Raw genomic sequence first — 15,214 nt, forward strand, 5'->3', positions numbered from 1 at the left:
AATTCTCCCGGCTGTCAGCCAACAGCCTGACCGCCCGTTCTTTGAACTCCTTGGTATATCTCGTACTCATAATTCCATCATTCCTTATCGAGGGGAAATCAGGAACAAAACCCAGTCCATATCATTGAGTTTGGCCTGAGTGATTTTTTCGTGCATCATGTCATGCCTCCTTCACGGTGAGGTGCACCGTGTTGGCACTCGGTGTGATGGTGAGTGTGGAAGAGTTGTTGAGAGTGATGGTGATAACACCACCGTTGTAAGTCCCCGAAACATTTCCCGTGCTGATGACCGAGTGCGAGAGTCCCGAGACTTTGACCGCGTGTAAGCTGATGGCTCCTCCTGCAAGCACGGCTGACACACTCAGTGAAAGTTCATTGCCTGTCTTGGCGGGGGTGCTTGTCCACACCATGCTGCGATCGTAGATCTGCCAACCACCTGTAGTTTTTGGCTCCCACGAGTATGCGGCGGTCATCTCCTGCTCTGCGGTCATGTCATGTATGAGCACCGCGTATGCGCGTGTAGTGCCTGTGGCTGCTGCTGCGGTGAGGGTGTGTACCGTGTATGCACCGAGCGTGGCGAGCACTATGACGAGGGTTGATATCAAGATGGTGATTTTTACTCTCATGATTCTGCCCCCGTGCGCATCTGCTCTACGAGGTCGGCATTATCATCATTGATGATGCTTTCCACCACCTCATGCGCGGCTTTCAGATGGCGCGGTAGTGATTCAGTGATTTGCTCTACGCTCATCCCGCCGTGATGCATCTCTACGATGAGATTTTTGCGTTCCTCGGCATGGGTTGTGTATGCGTGGGTGCCTGCATAGCGTGCAGAATATTCTGCGGTGTGTCCGGTATTTCTCCACTCTTCCTCTATGAGGTCTTCAAAAATGCCGCTCATGGTGGCACCTGTCTCTGCGCTCATGACCCTCAAGTGCTGTCTTGCCTCGCGCGAGATTTCCAGCCTGATATCGATGTTATCTGTCATCCTTCTTTCTCCTTATGTGATATGGGTGAGGAACCTCATCCATATCACCTATCTAACAAAAGGCGATTTTGGGATGATTTTTGGCATGATTTCGCATGTACACGGGTGCGGGAACCGTGAGTGTTGCCGTGGAACTTCACTGTTCCACTTAAAAGAAGATTATTCTTTTTCCCATTCCGCGTTGAGGAAGCCTTTCATGTTTTCGCCGTGCTCGAATAGTGCGGGGAGTTTCGCCATAGTTTTCTTCTCGAATCCGCTGGCAAGGTGCGCATAATATTCGGTTGTTCTTGCGTCGGTGTGTCCGAGTATCGGGCGTATTTCCTCGATGGTTGCACCGTTCATTACCAGTAGGCTTGCCACGACGTGGCGCATGTCATGCAGTCGCATTCCTGAATCTATTGTGGCGGTCTTTTCGTGCGTCTTGGAATATTTGGTTTTAAGGGTCTTCCAACGTTCCAGTTGTGTCTGCTCTCTGAATGGTGTGCCGTGGTCAGTCATGAAGCATATGCCGTCATAGTCGTATGGCAGATGGAACCTGTTGAAAACATGGTCTTGCTGCCATATGTAGAGGTTGAAGAAGTTTTCTGCCCATTCAGCCGGTACACTGATTTCGCGCCACCGCTTTGAGTTGCTTTTCGTCCATTCCACCAGATGCCATTTACCGGTGGCTGCGTCCCTGTCATACATCTTGCTCACGGTGAGTGTGGTGTTCTCGAAATCCCTGTCAAGAAGGTGCTCGAACGCTTTCCATTCAAGACCGCGTATTTCTCCCGCTCTCAGTCCCAGTGATGCAGCGAGTACCATCCCGTATTCCGTGCTGAGCGTGGATATGTGTTTTCCTGCGTAGTCGAGTAGCCATATACCCATAGCGATGCGCTTGGTGATATGTTGTTCGTTCGCATCCCGTGCCTTGCTGATGTATTTAGGTTTCTCCACCATATCGAGCGGGTTATATTTGATGTATCGCTTTTTGAGGCAAAAATCGAGGAACTGATGCAGTTCGCTATACACCTGATTGGGTAGCCGACCGTGATCGCCCTTGCTTGCCTTTCTGGTGGCTCGTTTGATTGCCTCGCATGCCGTGGCGTCCAGTTCGCTGATGCGTGTGGTCATATATGGTTCGAGATAGCGGTTGAGACGGTCTTTCTTGCGTGTGAGGGTGTTCTGCCGCCGGTCTCCACCCTCCAGCCATTCGTAGTATTTACCCAGCATGGTCTTCACGGTGTTGTGGCTCTTGCCTTCTGGATTTTCGAGATACCGCTTCAGTGCCTTGTCTCGATTTCGTTTTGCCTTGTCTTCGGTGAGTCCCTGCCCCTCGATGATTCTGCCGAAGCGTCCTGCGGGATATCGCGCTATATACGTGTGCCGTGTGTCGCTGTAAAAGATTGTGCCGTCGCCATACATGGCAACACCCTATCATTCTCCACCGATTTCTCCACCGATTCAAAGACAAAGAAAAACCCCGAACCGTTGAAATGCCAACGGTTCGGGGTAGAAAGTGGAGCTAGGGGGATTCGAACCCCCGACCCTCTCCATGCCATGGAGATGCGCTACCAGCTGCGCCATAGCCCCGAACTTCACCTATATGGTTCGTTTTGAACCTTTGATAGGTTATAACACGTCCCTCGTTCCGGCAAACGCGGCGTGTCGAGTGGGCGTCTGATCCCTTGCAATATGGCGAATATGCCTGAGGAGTGTGATATGCCTCTGCAGCTGGGTGCTCGTGGCGCTTGGCATAATGATGTTTGCCAAGCTCGCTTGTTATGGAGAATCGAGCACTTTTTCGCCGCGAGGGGTGGCGAGCCAACCGATCTTTTTTATCTCGCGTCGCTCAGGTCTGGCGGCATGTTTTTCCCATAGCTGGAACTGCGCCCTTTGTCGTAAATTTCATTGTGCGCCGAACGAGTAGAGGCAGCGCACTGCCGCGGCCGCATTGTGCGCCCGGCCGCTACCGTTTCACGAGTGTTTCGGCGAAAGTGTATTCGCAAAATCCTAGCTGCCGGTACAGTGATCCGCCGGATTGCCGACGGTCATCATCGGGTCGATATGATTCCATCCTTGCCTCGCGAGCGTGGTGCGGAACCATGCGATGAGGCGGGTTGCGCAGCCTTGCCGTTGGCGGCTCGGCATGGTGACGACATACGCGAACAACGGGCCGATAGATGTTTCCGTTACGATGTCCGCGGCAATCGGCTCGCCGTTTTCAATAATCGTGCCGCTGGCCTCGGCGATGATTTGACCATATTGCCCGGCAAGGGTTCGGCGCACCCTGCACTCGCCTACGCGAAGTAGAAGCCTTTGAAATCGTACTGGTAGACGCGGTAGATGATGTTCTTCATCACTGACATCTTCCATTGGCTGATCAGATCGCCCTGCGCGTCGTAGACGCCGAAGATTCCGGGAACGCCGGAATCGATCAAAATCGTCCCGTCGTCCAGCTCCTGGGCGCTGCTGACGATCGGCGAGAACGGCACCTTGAAGGATTGCACGAGCTTGTACGTGCCGGCGTTTTCGTCGACCAGGTATTTGTAGTAGTTCGAGTGCGTGCCTTTCGCGAAACTGGTTTAGATGTCGGCGTTGTTCGCACCCCAGTCGTAGTCCGGCCGCGTGTTGCTCATGCCGTAATTGTTGTCGAACATATAGAGGTAGTACTGTCCGTCCGGCAGACTCGGATCCCGCTCGTACGTGATTGTGTGCTGGCCGCCAGTCGCCGGGGCGTCGCCGTCTTGGGCGAGCAGATACTGAGCGAACGCGGTGTTCTTCCAGAAACTCTGCTGGCCGATCATGTAGTCGATGCTCGGGTCGGTTTCAAGCGAGTCGAGCTTGATCGCGGTCGAGGTTTCGCGCGAGCTGACGATGGCGCTGCCGTCGGGCAGCAGCTGGATCGTGTTGAGATGCAGCCAGTCCTTCTTGCCGGCCCCCGGTATCTGCGCTGGCCTCCTGGCTGGCATCCGAGTTTGCCGAATCTCCTGAGGCTCCCGAATCGCTCGAGCCGGACGACGACGTGCTCGCGCCGCCCATCGAGGCGAAGGCCGTGGAGTCCATATACGACTGGTACAGCTTGCCCATGTCGACCAGCTCGCTCACCTTGCCCGAATCGGTGTCGATTTTGATGATCTTGTCCTGCACGGTCTTCTGTCTCTCGTCGGTGGCAAGCACGACAAGATCGCCATTGGCGTCCAAGGCATAGTCATGGTGCAGTATGTAATTGTCGCCGGTGGAAAGGAATTTCTCGATCCTGCCCAGGCTGTTCATGCCGACGATGCATTTGGTGGAGACACTGAAATACATCAGGTCATTCTTGAACAGCAGCCGGTGGGCGCGGTAGAAGAGGATCGGGATCTCGCCGCGCAGCACTCCGTGCGTGTCGTAGTAGAAAAGGTAGTCCTGTTCGTCGCTATCGTTGCCGAGAATCGCGTAGAGACCATTGCCCAAGTCCTGCCCGGTGTTGCGCTTGGTGGCGGTGAGCCGGATCTCCTCGTTCCCTCAGGCCTTGGCGCTGCGCTTGGTAATCGTTCTGGTGTAGCTTTCGCCGTTCTGGTAGGTCACGGTGATGATGACGTTGTTCTGTTCGCCGGGGATCAGCCCGATCGCTTGGAATTCATGGGTGGTCTGGTAGGTGTCGCCGCCGTTCGGCGTAGCTGCGAAATCCGGGTAATCGGTATGCCGAGCGCTTACTCGGTAGCTGATTTTGGCGGGCCTGTCGGTGGTGAAGTAGACGTACAGGCCGGTGGTGCTCGTTCCGTACGGATTCTCCTTGGTGTAGATGCTGTCTTCGGTATGCTCGGACTTGCCGCGATCCTTGGCCAGCGCGTCGTCGGCCTGTTTCTGATAGTCGGCAGTGTAGATCTCGGCCACCTTGTCGTTGATCTTCTCAATTCTGTTCTCGGCCAGAGCCGAGTTCACCGGACCCCAGACGATCGGCACCAGAGCAGCGAGCACGAGGACCGCCACGCCGAATATCAGCGTCTTGCCCGCACGGGTATGCAGCAGAAATCGTCTGAAATGCTGAATGCGTTGCCCAGCGTTGTTCGGAGCATTGTTCTGAGCCGATTGAGACGAGGCCATGACTGTCCTTTCCTGCCTAGTCGATCAGGCAGCGACGTATTTCAAGAAGCGTTCTCAGCCATTCTTACCTTCCAATATGAGGATTTCGCTTGTGGCGAGCTGAACGCAGCCGCAAGGTTGCCTCATACCAGTCATTGAGTATCATGACAACAGTGAGGTAATGCCTGATGCTTCGGAGCGGACGCATGGCAGTCGCTGAGTCGACGGGCACCGGATGGGGGTCATCTTTCGACGTGCAAACGACGGATTTCGGCATCGAATTTCTTTGATCGCTCTAGCCCATTGTGATATCGCGGCGGCCCGCATCGCGCTTCACCTTGTCGATCGCGATCACCAGCGCGACGATCAGCGTTTCCGGCCCGTCGCCGAATACGTTGATTTCGTAGGAATCGCCCCAGGAGAGCCAGCGTTTGCTGATTTGCGCGACTTGCACGCCGCCGCGGGCCACGCTGAAATTCATGTCCCACCAGTCGCCTTCAACATCCAGCCCAACCGCGTCGATCCGGTACCGCGGCCGAAAGAACGAGAACTCCTTGTCGATGGTGGCGACTTGCGCGCCGCCCACGAAGACGCTGAAATGGGGGAGCAGGCTGAGCATGGTCTTCTCCAGGCTGGCTACTTCATTGCCGTATGGGTCGGTGATGGAGAACGACTTGGGAATGCGCAGGAAACTGCCGTCGACCTGATAGCGCACATTGCCGACGGCGTCGGTGACGGTGAAGTGTTCGGCCAGTGAGAACACCTGCTGCTTGATATATAACTGCCCCATATGTGCCCCTGGCCCCTGCCATTGTGCTATTGGTATGCCAAGCCTAGCAGAAGAATGGCCGTGGGAACATTGACGCGAGGCACTTTGATACATTCGGTTCGACGTTCCTTTCCTCGCGCCCTTCCTCGTCATTTCGTTACGCGAATGAGGCGTTTCCCATGAACATGCCGAAGAACGAGACCTGCTCGTTGGTTCGCCACACCAATGAGCGGTTTTGCGTGACGAAGGTACAGACGCCCGCGCCTGCATTGTGTTGTCATCGGCCGGCTACCGGCTGAGCCGCAGATAACGATGCAGATGCCGCAAACCCATCGCATCAAGACCGTCGCCTGGGTCTTCTGGCAACGCATCAAGCCGGCGCTGGGCCTGCGCGGAGTCCAGCCGCATGCCGATGGCGACGAATTCGCCCGGAATCGCCGGGCTCGCCATGGGCGCGATATGGATAGAGCGCCCGACGAGGTTGACGATATACCCTGCGAGTTCATGCGTTTTGGCCCTGCGCGGCTCGCGCACGGTGATGCGTCCCTTCATTCGATAGGCGTCGGTCGGCGGGTTCTCCAGCAGCTCAACCAAGGCCGAAGGTGAGACGGGCCCGGGCAGCTCGACTGAAGCGGAATGTGCGTGATGATGCGCGTGCGGTTGGCTGCCGCGCAGCAGCTGCGCGATGGGCAGCTCGTCCTGCGGGTCCTCGTTCGAGGCCACATCGAAGATGAGACCGGGGTCGATTATGCCGTGATCGGCGAGCGCGAATTGCGCATCGGGGTTGCGCATGCGCACGCGCGCCTCGATGCGCTCGATGATTTCCGTGCGCGACGGCGCGTCGAGCATATCGGTTTTAGCAATGACGATGAGATTCGTGGCCGCGTAGCGAGCCGGCGGATCGCGTTGCATGTCGACGGTATGGAAATGCTCGAGAGCGTCGATCACCTCGACGATGCCGCCGGGGCGGATATGCGGTGCCTTGCTGAAATGGATGATCCGCGACAGCGCGATCGGGTCGGCGAGGCCGCTGGCTTCGATGATGATCGCGTCGAGCCGGAGCTTGGGCCGCGCGAGCGTGGTCAGCGCGTCGTCCAGGCCACCGCCGTCGGGCATGCAGCACAGGCAGCCGCCAAAGATCGACGCCGTCTTGTCGACCTGTCCGGAGACCAGGGCCGCATCGACATTGATGGCGCCGAAATCGTTGATGACGACGCCGATGCGCGCTCCTTCCCGGCGCAGCAGATGATTGAGCAGCGTCGTCTTTCCCGCGCCGAGATAGCCGGTTAGCGTGATGACGGGAACGTTCCATGCAGTGTAACGAGCCAATGAGCACCCTTTCTTCTTACATGATAATCATTCTCGATAGACAAGCGGAAAACCGGGCGCTTCAACGGTCCGGAAATGCCATACAAGGCCGTGTCGAGCATTGCCCCATCGCCAGTGCCAGGCGATGCTGGCCGGTGCTTTCGATACGATAATGGCCGGAAACGGAAACGGAAACGGAAACGCCACTGGTTCGCATGAACATGCGTTTGGGCGGCGCAAGACGGACGATCGCCGACGAATTTCCGACAGATCGCCGACGGGGAAGACAGGGAGACAGGAATGGCGGGAATAGACAATGATCGATGAAGTGGTGTTTTTGCGCCATGGGCGCACATCGTACAATCTGGCGAGGCGGATGCAGGGGCAGATCGACGTCCCGCTCGATATCATCGGGCAGTGGCAGGTCGATCAGAGCGCGTTGGAATTGGCCAGCGCCTACTACTGGGCCAAAGTCTCCCAGCTGGCCCGCAACCCGGAGCGTTTGGCGCAGCCGGGGCCGGAGGCAGTCAAACACAGCGAGATCGAGGAATACCGCGAGGCTCCGGCGGCCGGGCGCACCATGCGCGTGGTGGCTTCCGACCTGTTCCGCGCCCAGCAGACCGCCCATGCTTTCGCCGACATCCTCGGGCTGCCGGTGACGTGCGATACACGGCTGCGCGAACGTAGCTTCGGACGCTGGGAGGGACTGACCCGCGCGGAGATCATGCAGATGGACGCCAAGGCTTATGAGGAATGGAAAACGAATTATTCCGGCGGACAGCGTTATGGCGTCGAATCGTTGGAAACGCTTGGCAGGCGCGGCGCAGACGCGGTCAACGGCCTCATCTCCCGCGAGGGCGGTCGGCAGACGCCGGGCACGCTGGTGATAGTCGGCCATGGATCATGGATCATCGCGACCATCCACACTCTGCTCGGCGAAGACCCGGAGACATCCCGAAGCCTCGATTCCGTGCGCAACGCCTTCTGGTCGCGCATGATGCCGCAATACAGCATCCCCGGTCACCGCGGCGGGCAGGCGGCCCCGGTTTCGTGGAAGCTCGAAGAGTTCAACCACGGACCGGCCATCGCCTCGCGCATGGATTGGGAGAACGGCCCGGCCGAGCTGCGCGGCCCGCATATGAAACTGTGGCAGGTGCTGTGAACCGCCGCTGGCCCGACGACGGCCATGTTCCGGGCGAGGGTCTATCCTTGATACGGTTCGTGCGGGGTGCCGTGCGCAGCCGAACATGGTACGGGTGCAGCGCCGGCGGATGCCGGCTGCACATATGCAACGTTGCCGCGGCAGGATGCGGCATGATCCAACGGAAGGCGGGTGAAAGACATGTTGAGGATGTTCAACACCATCAACGGGTATGTAGAACGCATCGAGAAGATCGAGAACGGCGCCTGGCTGTGTCTTTCCCAGCCGACCGACGTCGAACTGGCGACGGTCGCGCAGCAGACGGGCATAGACTTGGCCGATCTGCGTGCGCCGCTCGATGACGAGGAGCGCTCGCGCATCGACGTCGAAGACGATTACACGATGATCATCGTCGACATCCCCACGGTCGAGGAACGCGGCGGGCGGGACTGGTACGAAACGATCCCATTGTCGATCATCATCACGCAGAACCTGATCCTCACGGTCTGCATGCAGGACACGCCTGTGCTCCATCCCTTCATGGAGGGGCGCATCCGCGGCTTCAACACCTATATGAAATCGCGGTTCATCCTGCAGATCCTCTACCGCAATGCGACGATGTACCTGCGCTATCTGCGCATCATCGACCGCGAAAGCGACCGCCTCGAACTGCGGCTGCGCCACTCCATGCAGAATCGCGAGATCCTCTCACTGCTTGAACTGAGCAAGACCTTGGTCTATTTCACCACAAGCCTGAAATCCAACGAGATCGTAATGGAGAAGCTCAATTCGCTCGCCCGCTTCAAGCAGTACCCCGAAGACGAAGATCTGCTCGATGATGTCATCACCGAAAACAAACAGGCCATTGAAATGGCCAACATCTACAGCAGCGTTCTTGCGAACATGACGGATGCCTTCGCATCCATCGTCTCGAACAACCTGAACAACGTCATGCGAATCTTCACGATCATCTCGATCACGCTGTCGATTCCTACGCTCATCTTCTCGATGTACGGCATGAACTTCCAGAGCGGCATGTCCGGCATGCCCTTGTCGAACAACAGATGGGGCTTCCTGATCGTCGTGAGCATCTCCCTGGCGCTTGCGGCCGTCGTTACCTGGTTCCTGACACGCTCGCGTCTTTTCCAAAAATAAGGCGGCGACGGATATGGCGCACAACGATTTGCAGCGGCTCACACAGTCGCTGCGCGCTGCGCTGGCGCTGGTTTTGTCGATGGCCTTGGGCTTGTCGATGGCCGCCTGCGGGCAGAACGCGGCCATGGCCGGCGCCCCCGACGGGCCGACCATCACCATTGGGGTGGCATTCGACGAGCCGGGCGTCGGCCTGCGGCATGACGGTCAGGATTCCGGGTTCGACATCACCGTGGCGCGTTATGTGGCCCAAGTGCTGGGCTATGCGCGCAAGCAGGTGAACTTCACGCAGATCTGGCCGTCGAACGCTGATTCAACGCTGCGCAGCGGCAAGGCGCAGATGCTTGTCACGAGCCTGCCCATGGACAGCGCCAAACGCAAGGGCGTGCAATCGTCCAAACCATATCTGCTCACCCGGCAGGATCTGCTCATCCGCCAGGATGACCGCACGAGCATCACCGGATTCGCCGATCTGAACGGTAAAGTCGTTTGCTCGGCGCAGGGCAGCGGCGCCACACAGAATCTCAAAACGAAGATCCCCGGAGTCATCGTTCACGAGCGCAACAGCTACCCGCAGTGCGTGACCGCATTGCTGATCGGCGAAGCGGATGCGGTGAGCGCCGACGACGCCGTGCTTTCCGGCCTGGCATCCGCTATGGGCAAGGACTATCTCGCGCTGGTAGGCGATCCTTTGGGCCAGGCGGCGCACGCTGTGCAGGTCAGTTCCGGCGAGAACGAGCTCATCGGGAAAATCAACGACGCTCTCGCCATGATGCGCAGGGACGGCAGCCTCGTCAAAGCGCTTGACGCCCTGCGCGGCGGCACAGGATATGCGAAAGGTGTGCTGCCTGGCAACAGGCGGTGAAATGGCTGCCGGCCCCGTGTCCAGTTGCGTCACGATAATCCTTGTCTATGAGTCTCACTACGAAGAACGAAGCAGCATCCGAGGAATCCGGCGAGCCGGCGTATCGCTACAATGCGCGGCTCGCCCAGGGTATCGAGGACAAATGGCAGAAAGTCTGGGACGAACGTGGCACGTTCTGGGCCGCCAATGTCTCCGGCGACCTCACTGACAGCCGAGGGCGGCACGCCGAGGGTCGGCAGCCGTATTTCGCGATGGATATGTTCCCCTACCCTTCCGGCAAAGGCATCCATGTCGGCCATCCGCTGGGATATCTCGCCACGGATGTGGTCAGCCGCTACCACCGCATGAAAGGCGAGAACGTCCTGCACGCAATGGGGTATGACGCCTTCGGACTTCCCGCCGAGCAGTACGCAGTGCAGACCGGCCAGCACCCGCGCGTCACCACCGAGGCGAATATCGCCAACATGCGCAGGCAGCTGCACCGCATGGGCCTGAGCTTCGACAACCGCCGCACTTTCGCGACCATTGATCCGGGCTATATGCGCTGGACGCAATGGATCTTCTCGCGCATCTTCGACGCGTGGTACGACCCGGAGTTCGTGCGCCCCGACGGAGGCAAAGGGTCGGCGCGACCGATTTCGACGCTCATCGAGCAATTCGCATCAGGCAGGCGGTCGATTCCGGGGCATCCGGGCGCCTCATGGGATTCGTTGAGCAAGGCCGATCAGGCCGATGCACTCAACAATTTCCGGCTTGCTTACATCTCCAAGTCGCCGGTCAACTGGTGCCCGGGACTCGGCACGGTGCTGGCCAACGAGGAAGTCACCGCCGAAGGGCGTTCCGAGCGCGGCAATTTCCCCGTTTTCCAGCGCGAGCTGCGGCAGTGGTCGATGCGCATCACGGCGTACGGCCACCGGCTTATCGAGGACCTCGACGTTATCGACTGGCCGGAGAAAGTCAAGCTCATGCAGCGAAACTGGATCGGCGAATCGCACGGCGCTTCCGTGCATTTCGAGGTCGACGCTCCAGACGGCCCACAAGACATGGAGATCTACACGACCCGTCCTGACACGCTGTTCGGCACCACCTTCGCCGTGGTTTCGCCCGAACATGATCTGCTGCACCATGTGCCGAACGCTTGGCCGGCGGGCATCCCCGAATCGTGGAAGGGCGGCTACGCATCGCCTGTCGAGGCCGTGGACGCCTATCGGACTGCGGCGCAGGGCAGGACTGCCAAAGACCGCGTGGACGAGGCCGGCGAGAAAACCGGGCTGTTCACCGGCCTGTACGCCATCAATCCGATCACCGGGGCCAAGCTGCCGCTGTTCACCGCCGATTATGTGCTGATGGACTACGGCACCGGGGCGATCATGGCCGTGCCGGGCGGCGACCAGCGCGATTACGACTTCGCCACTGCCTTCGGTCTGCCGGTCATCTACACCGTGCGCCCGCTGGACGATTCCGGCGACGAGCTGGCGAATTACGAAGGCAAGGCGCCTTTCGTCTCCCATGACGGCATCGTCATCAATTCGGCTGTCGACGCAACGCATGCGCAAGGCGATGCATTGAGCCTTGACGGTCTGCGCGTCGACGACGCCATCGCCAAAGTCAATGATTGGTTGGAAAAGGCCGGGGTGGGCGAGGCCGAGACAAGCTATCGCCTGCGCGACTGGCTCTTCTCGCGCCAGCGCTACTGGGGCGAGCCTTTCCCCATCGTCTACGACGAGGACGGCGCGGCGCATCTGGTGCCGGACGACCAATTGCCGATTAATCTGCCCGAGGTGCCGGATTACAGTCCGAAGACCTTCGATCCGGAGGATGCGCAGTCCAATCCCGAGGCGCCGCTGAGCCGCAACGAGGATTGGGTCAAGGTCGCTCTCGACTTGGGCGATGGGACGAAGACCTATTACCGTGACACGAATACCATGCCGAACTGGGCGGGTTCCTGCTGGTATTACATGCGTTATCTCGATCCGAACGATGCCGAACACATGGTTGACAGCGACGAATACGGCTACTGGATAGGGCCGGACCACAACACGTATTCCGGTCATATCGGTGGCGTGGACCTCTATGTCGGCGGCGTTGAGCATGCGGTGTTGCACCTGCTCTACTCGCGCTTCTGGCACAAAGTGCTCTATGACTTGGGCTATGTGACTTCGCCCGAGCCGTTCCACAAGCTCTTCAACCAGGGCATGATCCAAGCTTATGCCTACACCGATGACCGTGGGCAATACGTGCCGGCGGACGAGGTCGAAGAAGCGGGCTTTGACGAGCACGGCGAGCCGGGTTTCACTTGGCATGGGCAGCACGTCAACCGCGAATTCGGCAAGATGGGCAAGAGCCTCAAAAACATCACGACGCCGGACTACATGTGCGAGAACTACGGCGCAGATACATTCCGGCTGTACGAGATGAGCATGGGTCCGCTCGATGAATCGCGGCCTTGGAACGTGCGCAACGTCATCGGCAGCATGCGCTTTCTGCAGCGCCTGTGGCGCAACGTCGTGGACGAGACCACCGGCGAGCTGACGGTTGTGGACGGGCGGCCCGATGTGGCCACGCTCAAGCTGCTCAACAACACGATCGCTGATGTGAGCCAGGAGATGGAGGCGATGCGCCCGAACACCGCCATCGCCAAGCTCATCGTGCTCAACAACCAACTCACGTCGTTGGCGGCCGTGCCGCGCGCCGTCGTAGAGCCGCTGGTTCTCATGCTCTCGCCCATCGCGCCGCATATCTGCGAGGAGCTGTGGAGCCGGCTGGGCCACACCGAGTCGTTGGCGCACGAGCCGTGGCCCAAGGCCGACGAGCGCTACGTTGGGCAGGACACGGTCACCGCAGTCGTGCAGATCAAAGGTAAGGTGCGTGCCAAGCTCGCGGTCAGTCCGGATATCGACCCGGCGGAGCTCGAATCCAAGGCCTTGGCTGCGGTCGAATCGCGGCTGGGCGGCAAGAAGCCACGCAAGGTGATCGTCAAGGCCCCCAAGATCGTCTCGATCGTGCCCGCCGATTAAGGGCCTCGAGCCAATGCGGCGATCACGATAGCCAACGGATCAGAGACAGGGATGCCGCTGATCCGTCCTGCGCTCTCATAGATGCCTGCTGCGCATGCTTTGGCACCTGTTGCGTTGGGGTGTGCCGGTTCCCTTTTTGCCTGCATGCTTGACGAAACGGTGAAACACGCCGAGTCATGCGCGGATGATAGATTGAAGTTCCATGGTTAGCAGACAACATGGCAATTCGCAAGAGCACGTCACCAAGCATATTTTCGTCACCGGAGGCGTTGTTTCCTCACTTGGCAAAGGCCTGACCGCCTCGTCGTTGGGCAGGCTGCTGCGCAGTCGCGGCATTCGCGTTCTGCAGCAGAAGCTCGATCCCTACATCAATGTCGACCCGGGCACAATGAACCCCTTCCAGCATGGCGAGGTCTATGTCACGGAGGATGGCGCGGAAACCGATCTCGACATCGGCCACTATGAGCGCTTCCTCGACGTTTTCCTGTCGCAGAAGGCCAATGTGACCACCGGGCAGATCTATCAGTCGGTGATCAACAAGGAGCGCGCGGGGGAGTACCTCGGCCAGTGCGTGCAGGTCATCCCGCATATCACCAACGAGATCAAGAGCCGAATGCGCGCGCAGGCTTCCGACGATGTCGACGTGATCATCACCGAAATCGGCGGCACGGTCGGCGACATCGAATCACAGCCCTTCATGGAGGCGGCACGTGAGGTGCGTCGCGATCTGGGCAGCGAGAACTGCATGTTCGTCCACGTCTCGCTGGTGCCGTACATCGCCGCCGCGCATGAGCTGAAAACCAAGCCGACCCAGCATTCCGTCATGGCGCTGCGCCAGCTGGGCATCGTCCCCGACGCGCTCGTGCTGCGTTCGGATCGTCCGCTCAACCAGGCGATCAAGGACAAGATCTCGCTCATGTGCGACGTCGATCCGCAGGGCGTGGTCAACTGCGTGGATGCGCCGAGCATCTATGACGTGCCCAAGATCCTCTTCAACGAGGGGCTCGATGCCTATGTGGTGCGCGAACTGGGGCTGCCGTTCCATGACGTCGACTGGGCGGAATGGAAGAATCTGCTTGACCGCGTGCACCACCCCAAGCACGAGGTGACGATCGCCATCGTCGGCAAATACATCGATCTGCCCGATGCCTATCTTTCCGTCACCGAGGCCATCAAGGCCGGCGGTTTCGCCAACTATGCGAAGGCCAACGTCAAGTGGGTCGTCGCCGATCTGTGCGAGACGGTCGAAGACGCGCGCAAGGAGCTCGCCGGAGTCGATGGCATCGTGGTCCCCGGCGGCTTCGGCATCCGCGGCATCGAAGGCAAGATCGGCGCGCTCAAATTCGCGCGCGAGAACAAGCTGCCCGCACTCGGCCTGTGCCTCGGCCTGCAAACGATGGTCATCGAATACTCGCGGCACGTCCTGGGGCTTGAGGATGCGAATTCCTCGGAGTTCGAAGGCGAATGCGAGAATCCGGTGATCGCCACCATGGAGGAGCAGAAGGACATTGTTGCCGGCAACGGCGATATGGGCCACACCATGCGCTTGGGCTCCTACCCGGCTGAACTTGAGAAAGATTCGCTGGTCGCGCAGCTATACGGCACCACGCATGTGACCGAACGTCACCGCCACCGCTACGAAGTGAACGTGGCGTACAAGGACCGTCTGCGCAAGGCCGGCCTGCGCATCAGCGGCCAGAGCCCGGACGGCGAACTCGCCGAATTCATCGAGCTGCCGCAGGACGTGCATCCCTTCTACGTCGGCACTCAGGCGCATCCCGAGTTCAAATCACGCCCCACCAAGCCGCATCCCCTCTTCGCCGGACTGGTCAAGGCCGCGCTAGACCATCAGGCTGCACGCTGAGACGCGAAGGCGCGCGAGCCTAGTCGGCGTCTGACGCACGTTGCCAGGAAACCCCGCCGAACAC

At 59.1% G+C, this 15,214-nt stretch carries 13 protein-coding genes, 1 tRNA gene and 1 pseudogene; 5 read left to right on the forward strand and 10 right to left on the reverse strand.

Going from position 1 to position 15,214, the window contains the following annotated elements; genetic code table 11:
* Positions 1–160: 160 nt before the first annotated feature.
* From LKG04_RS00845 to LKG04_RS00895, 10 genes and pseudogenes are all read right to left on the reverse strand, one after another.
* A complete protein-coding gene (locus LKG04_RS00845) occupies positions 161–625 on the reverse strand; it encodes a hypothetical protein (RefSeq protein WP_291763155.1) in 465 nt (154 codons plus the stop codon).
* Complete coding sequence (locus tag LKG04_RS00850) at positions 622–987, reverse strand: hypothetical protein (RefSeq protein ID WP_291761878.1); 366 nt, start codon at positions 985–987, stop codon at positions 622–624. Before LKG04_RS00850 ends, LKG04_RS00845 begins: the two co-directional genes overlap by 4 nt.
* A 159-nt stretch (positions 988–1,146) precedes the next feature.
* Complete coding sequence (locus tag LKG04_RS00855) at positions 1,147–2,391, reverse strand: tyrosine-type recombinase/integrase (protein WP_291761880.1); 1,245 nt, start codon at positions 2,389–2,391, stop codon at positions 1,147–1,149.
* Positions 2,392–2,486: 95 nt separating this feature from the next.
* Positions 2,487–2,559, reverse strand: a tRNA-Ala gene (locus tag LKG04_RS00860).
* 420 nt (positions 2,560–2,979) lie between these two features.
* A complete protein-coding gene (locus LKG04_RS00865; protein WP_291761881.1) occupies positions 2,980–3,255 on the reverse strand; it encodes a GNAT family N-acetyltransferase in 276 nt (91 codons plus the stop codon).
* A gap of 11 nt (positions 3,256–3,266) precedes the next feature.
* A pseudogene (locus LKG04_RS08750) lies at positions 3,267–3,914 on the reverse strand (aryl-sulfate sulfotransferase).
* Positions 3,796–4,422, reverse strand: coding sequence for an aryl-sulfate sulfotransferase (locus tag LKG04_RS00880; RefSeq protein WP_291761883.1), 627 nt, complete (start codon positions 4,420–4,422; stop codon positions 3,796–3,798). The pseudogene LKG04_RS08750 and the gene LKG04_RS00880 overlap by 119 nt, the downstream one beginning before the upstream one ends.
* A 51-nt stretch (positions 4,423–4,473) precedes the next feature.
* Complete coding sequence (locus LKG04_RS00885) at positions 4,474–5,055, reverse strand: aryl-sulfate sulfotransferase N-terminal domain-containing protein (RefSeq protein WP_291761885.1); 582 nt, start codon at positions 5,053–5,055, stop codon at positions 4,474–4,476.
* A 274-nt stretch (positions 5,056–5,329) separates the two neighbouring features.
* Positions 5,330–5,824 (reverse strand): LURP-one-related/scramblase family protein, encoded by a 495-nt coding sequence (locus LKG04_RS00890; protein ID WP_291761887.1) that lies wholly within the window; start codon positions 5,822–5,824, stop codon positions 5,330–5,332.
* 267 nt (positions 5,825–6,091) lie between these two features.
* Positions 6,092–7,132 carry a CobW family GTP-binding protein gene (locus LKG04_RS00895; protein ID WP_291761889.1) on the reverse strand — a complete coding sequence of 347 codons (1,041 nt, stop codon included), beginning with the start codon at positions 7,130–7,132 and terminating at the stop codon, positions 6,092–6,094.
* A 295-nt stretch (positions 7,133–7,427) separates the two neighbouring features.
* Between LKG04_RS00895 and LKG04_RS00900 the strand changes: the two genes are divergently transcribed.
* From LKG04_RS00900 to LKG04_RS00920, 5 genes are all read left to right on the forward strand, one after another.
* On the forward strand, positions 7,428–8,273 hold the full coding sequence (locus LKG04_RS00900; RefSeq protein WP_291761891.1) for a histidine phosphatase family protein: 846 nt from the start codon (positions 7,428–7,430) through the stop codon (positions 8,271–8,273).
* A 180-nt stretch (positions 8,274–8,453) separates the two neighbouring features.
* The gene (locus LKG04_RS00905; protein WP_291761893.1) at positions 8,454–9,407 is read left to right on the forward strand and encodes a magnesium transporter CorA family protein; all 954 of its coding nucleotides are present in this window, start codon (positions 8,454–8,456) and stop codon (positions 9,405–9,407) included.
* Between the two features lie 13 nt (positions 9,408–9,420).
* Entirely contained in the window at positions 9,421–10,269 is an 849-nt protein-coding gene (locus LKG04_RS00910; RefSeq protein ID WP_291761895.1) for a transporter substrate-binding domain-containing protein, read from the forward strand.
* Positions 10,270–10,316: 47 nt separating this feature from the next.
* Positions 10,317–13,286 (forward strand): leucine--tRNA ligase, encoded by a 2,970-nt coding sequence (gene leuS, locus LKG04_RS00915; RefSeq protein WP_291761898.1) that lies wholly within the window; start codon positions 10,317–10,319, stop codon positions 13,284–13,286.
* A gap of 202 nt (positions 13,287–13,488) precedes the next feature.
* Positions 13,489–15,150, forward strand: coding sequence for a CTP synthase (locus tag LKG04_RS00920; protein ID WP_291761900.1), 1,662 nt, complete (start codon positions 13,489–13,491; stop codon positions 15,148–15,150).
* Positions 15,151–15,214: the final 64 nt, after the last annotated feature.

Origin of the sequence: Bifidobacterium sp. (genome assembly GCF_022640935.1) — a bacterium.
In the GTDB taxonomy this organism is placed as follows: domain Bacteria; phylum Actinomycetota; class Actinomycetes; order Actinomycetales; family Bifidobacteriaceae; genus Bifidobacterium.

Bases quoted from the DNA above. Each gene is read 5' to 3' on its own strand.
- LKG04_RS00845 (WP_291763155.1), bottom strand. From the start codon at position 625: ATGAGAGTAAAAATCACCATCTTGATATCAACCCTCGTCATAGTGCTC.
- LKG04_RS00850 (WP_291761878.1), bottom strand. From the start codon at position 987: ATGACAGATAACATCGATATCAGGCTGGAAATCTCGCGCGAGGCAAGA.
- LKG04_RS00855 (WP_291761880.1), bottom strand. From the start codon at position 2,391: ATGTATGGCGACGGCACAATCTTTTACAGCGACACACGGCACACGTAT.
- LKG04_RS00885 (WP_291761885.1), bottom strand. From the start codon at position 5,055: ATGGCCTCGTCTCAATCGGCTCAGAACAATGCTCCGAACAACGCTGGG.
- LKG04_RS00890 (WP_291761887.1), bottom strand. From the start codon at position 5,824: ATGGGGCAGTTATATATCAAGCAGCAGGTGTTCTCACTGGCCGAACAC.
- LKG04_RS00900 (WP_291761891.1), top strand. From the start codon at position 7,428: ATGATCGATGAAGTGGTGTTTTTGCGCCATGGGCGCACATCGTACAAT.
- LKG04_RS00905 (WP_291761893.1), top strand. From the start codon at position 8,454: ATGTTGAGGATGTTCAACACCATCAACGGGTATGTAGAACGCATCGAG.
- LKG04_RS00910 (WP_291761895.1), top strand. From the start codon at position 9,421: ATGGCGCACAACGATTTGCAGCGGCTCACACAGTCGCTGCGCGCTGCG.
- leuS (WP_291761898.1), top strand. From the start codon at position 10,317: ATGAGTCTCACTACGAAGAACGAAGCAGCATCCGAGGAATCCGGCGAG.
- LKG04_RS00920 (WP_291761900.1), top strand. From the start codon at position 13,489: ATGGTTAGCAGACAACATGGCAATTCGCAAGAGCACGTCACCAAGCAT.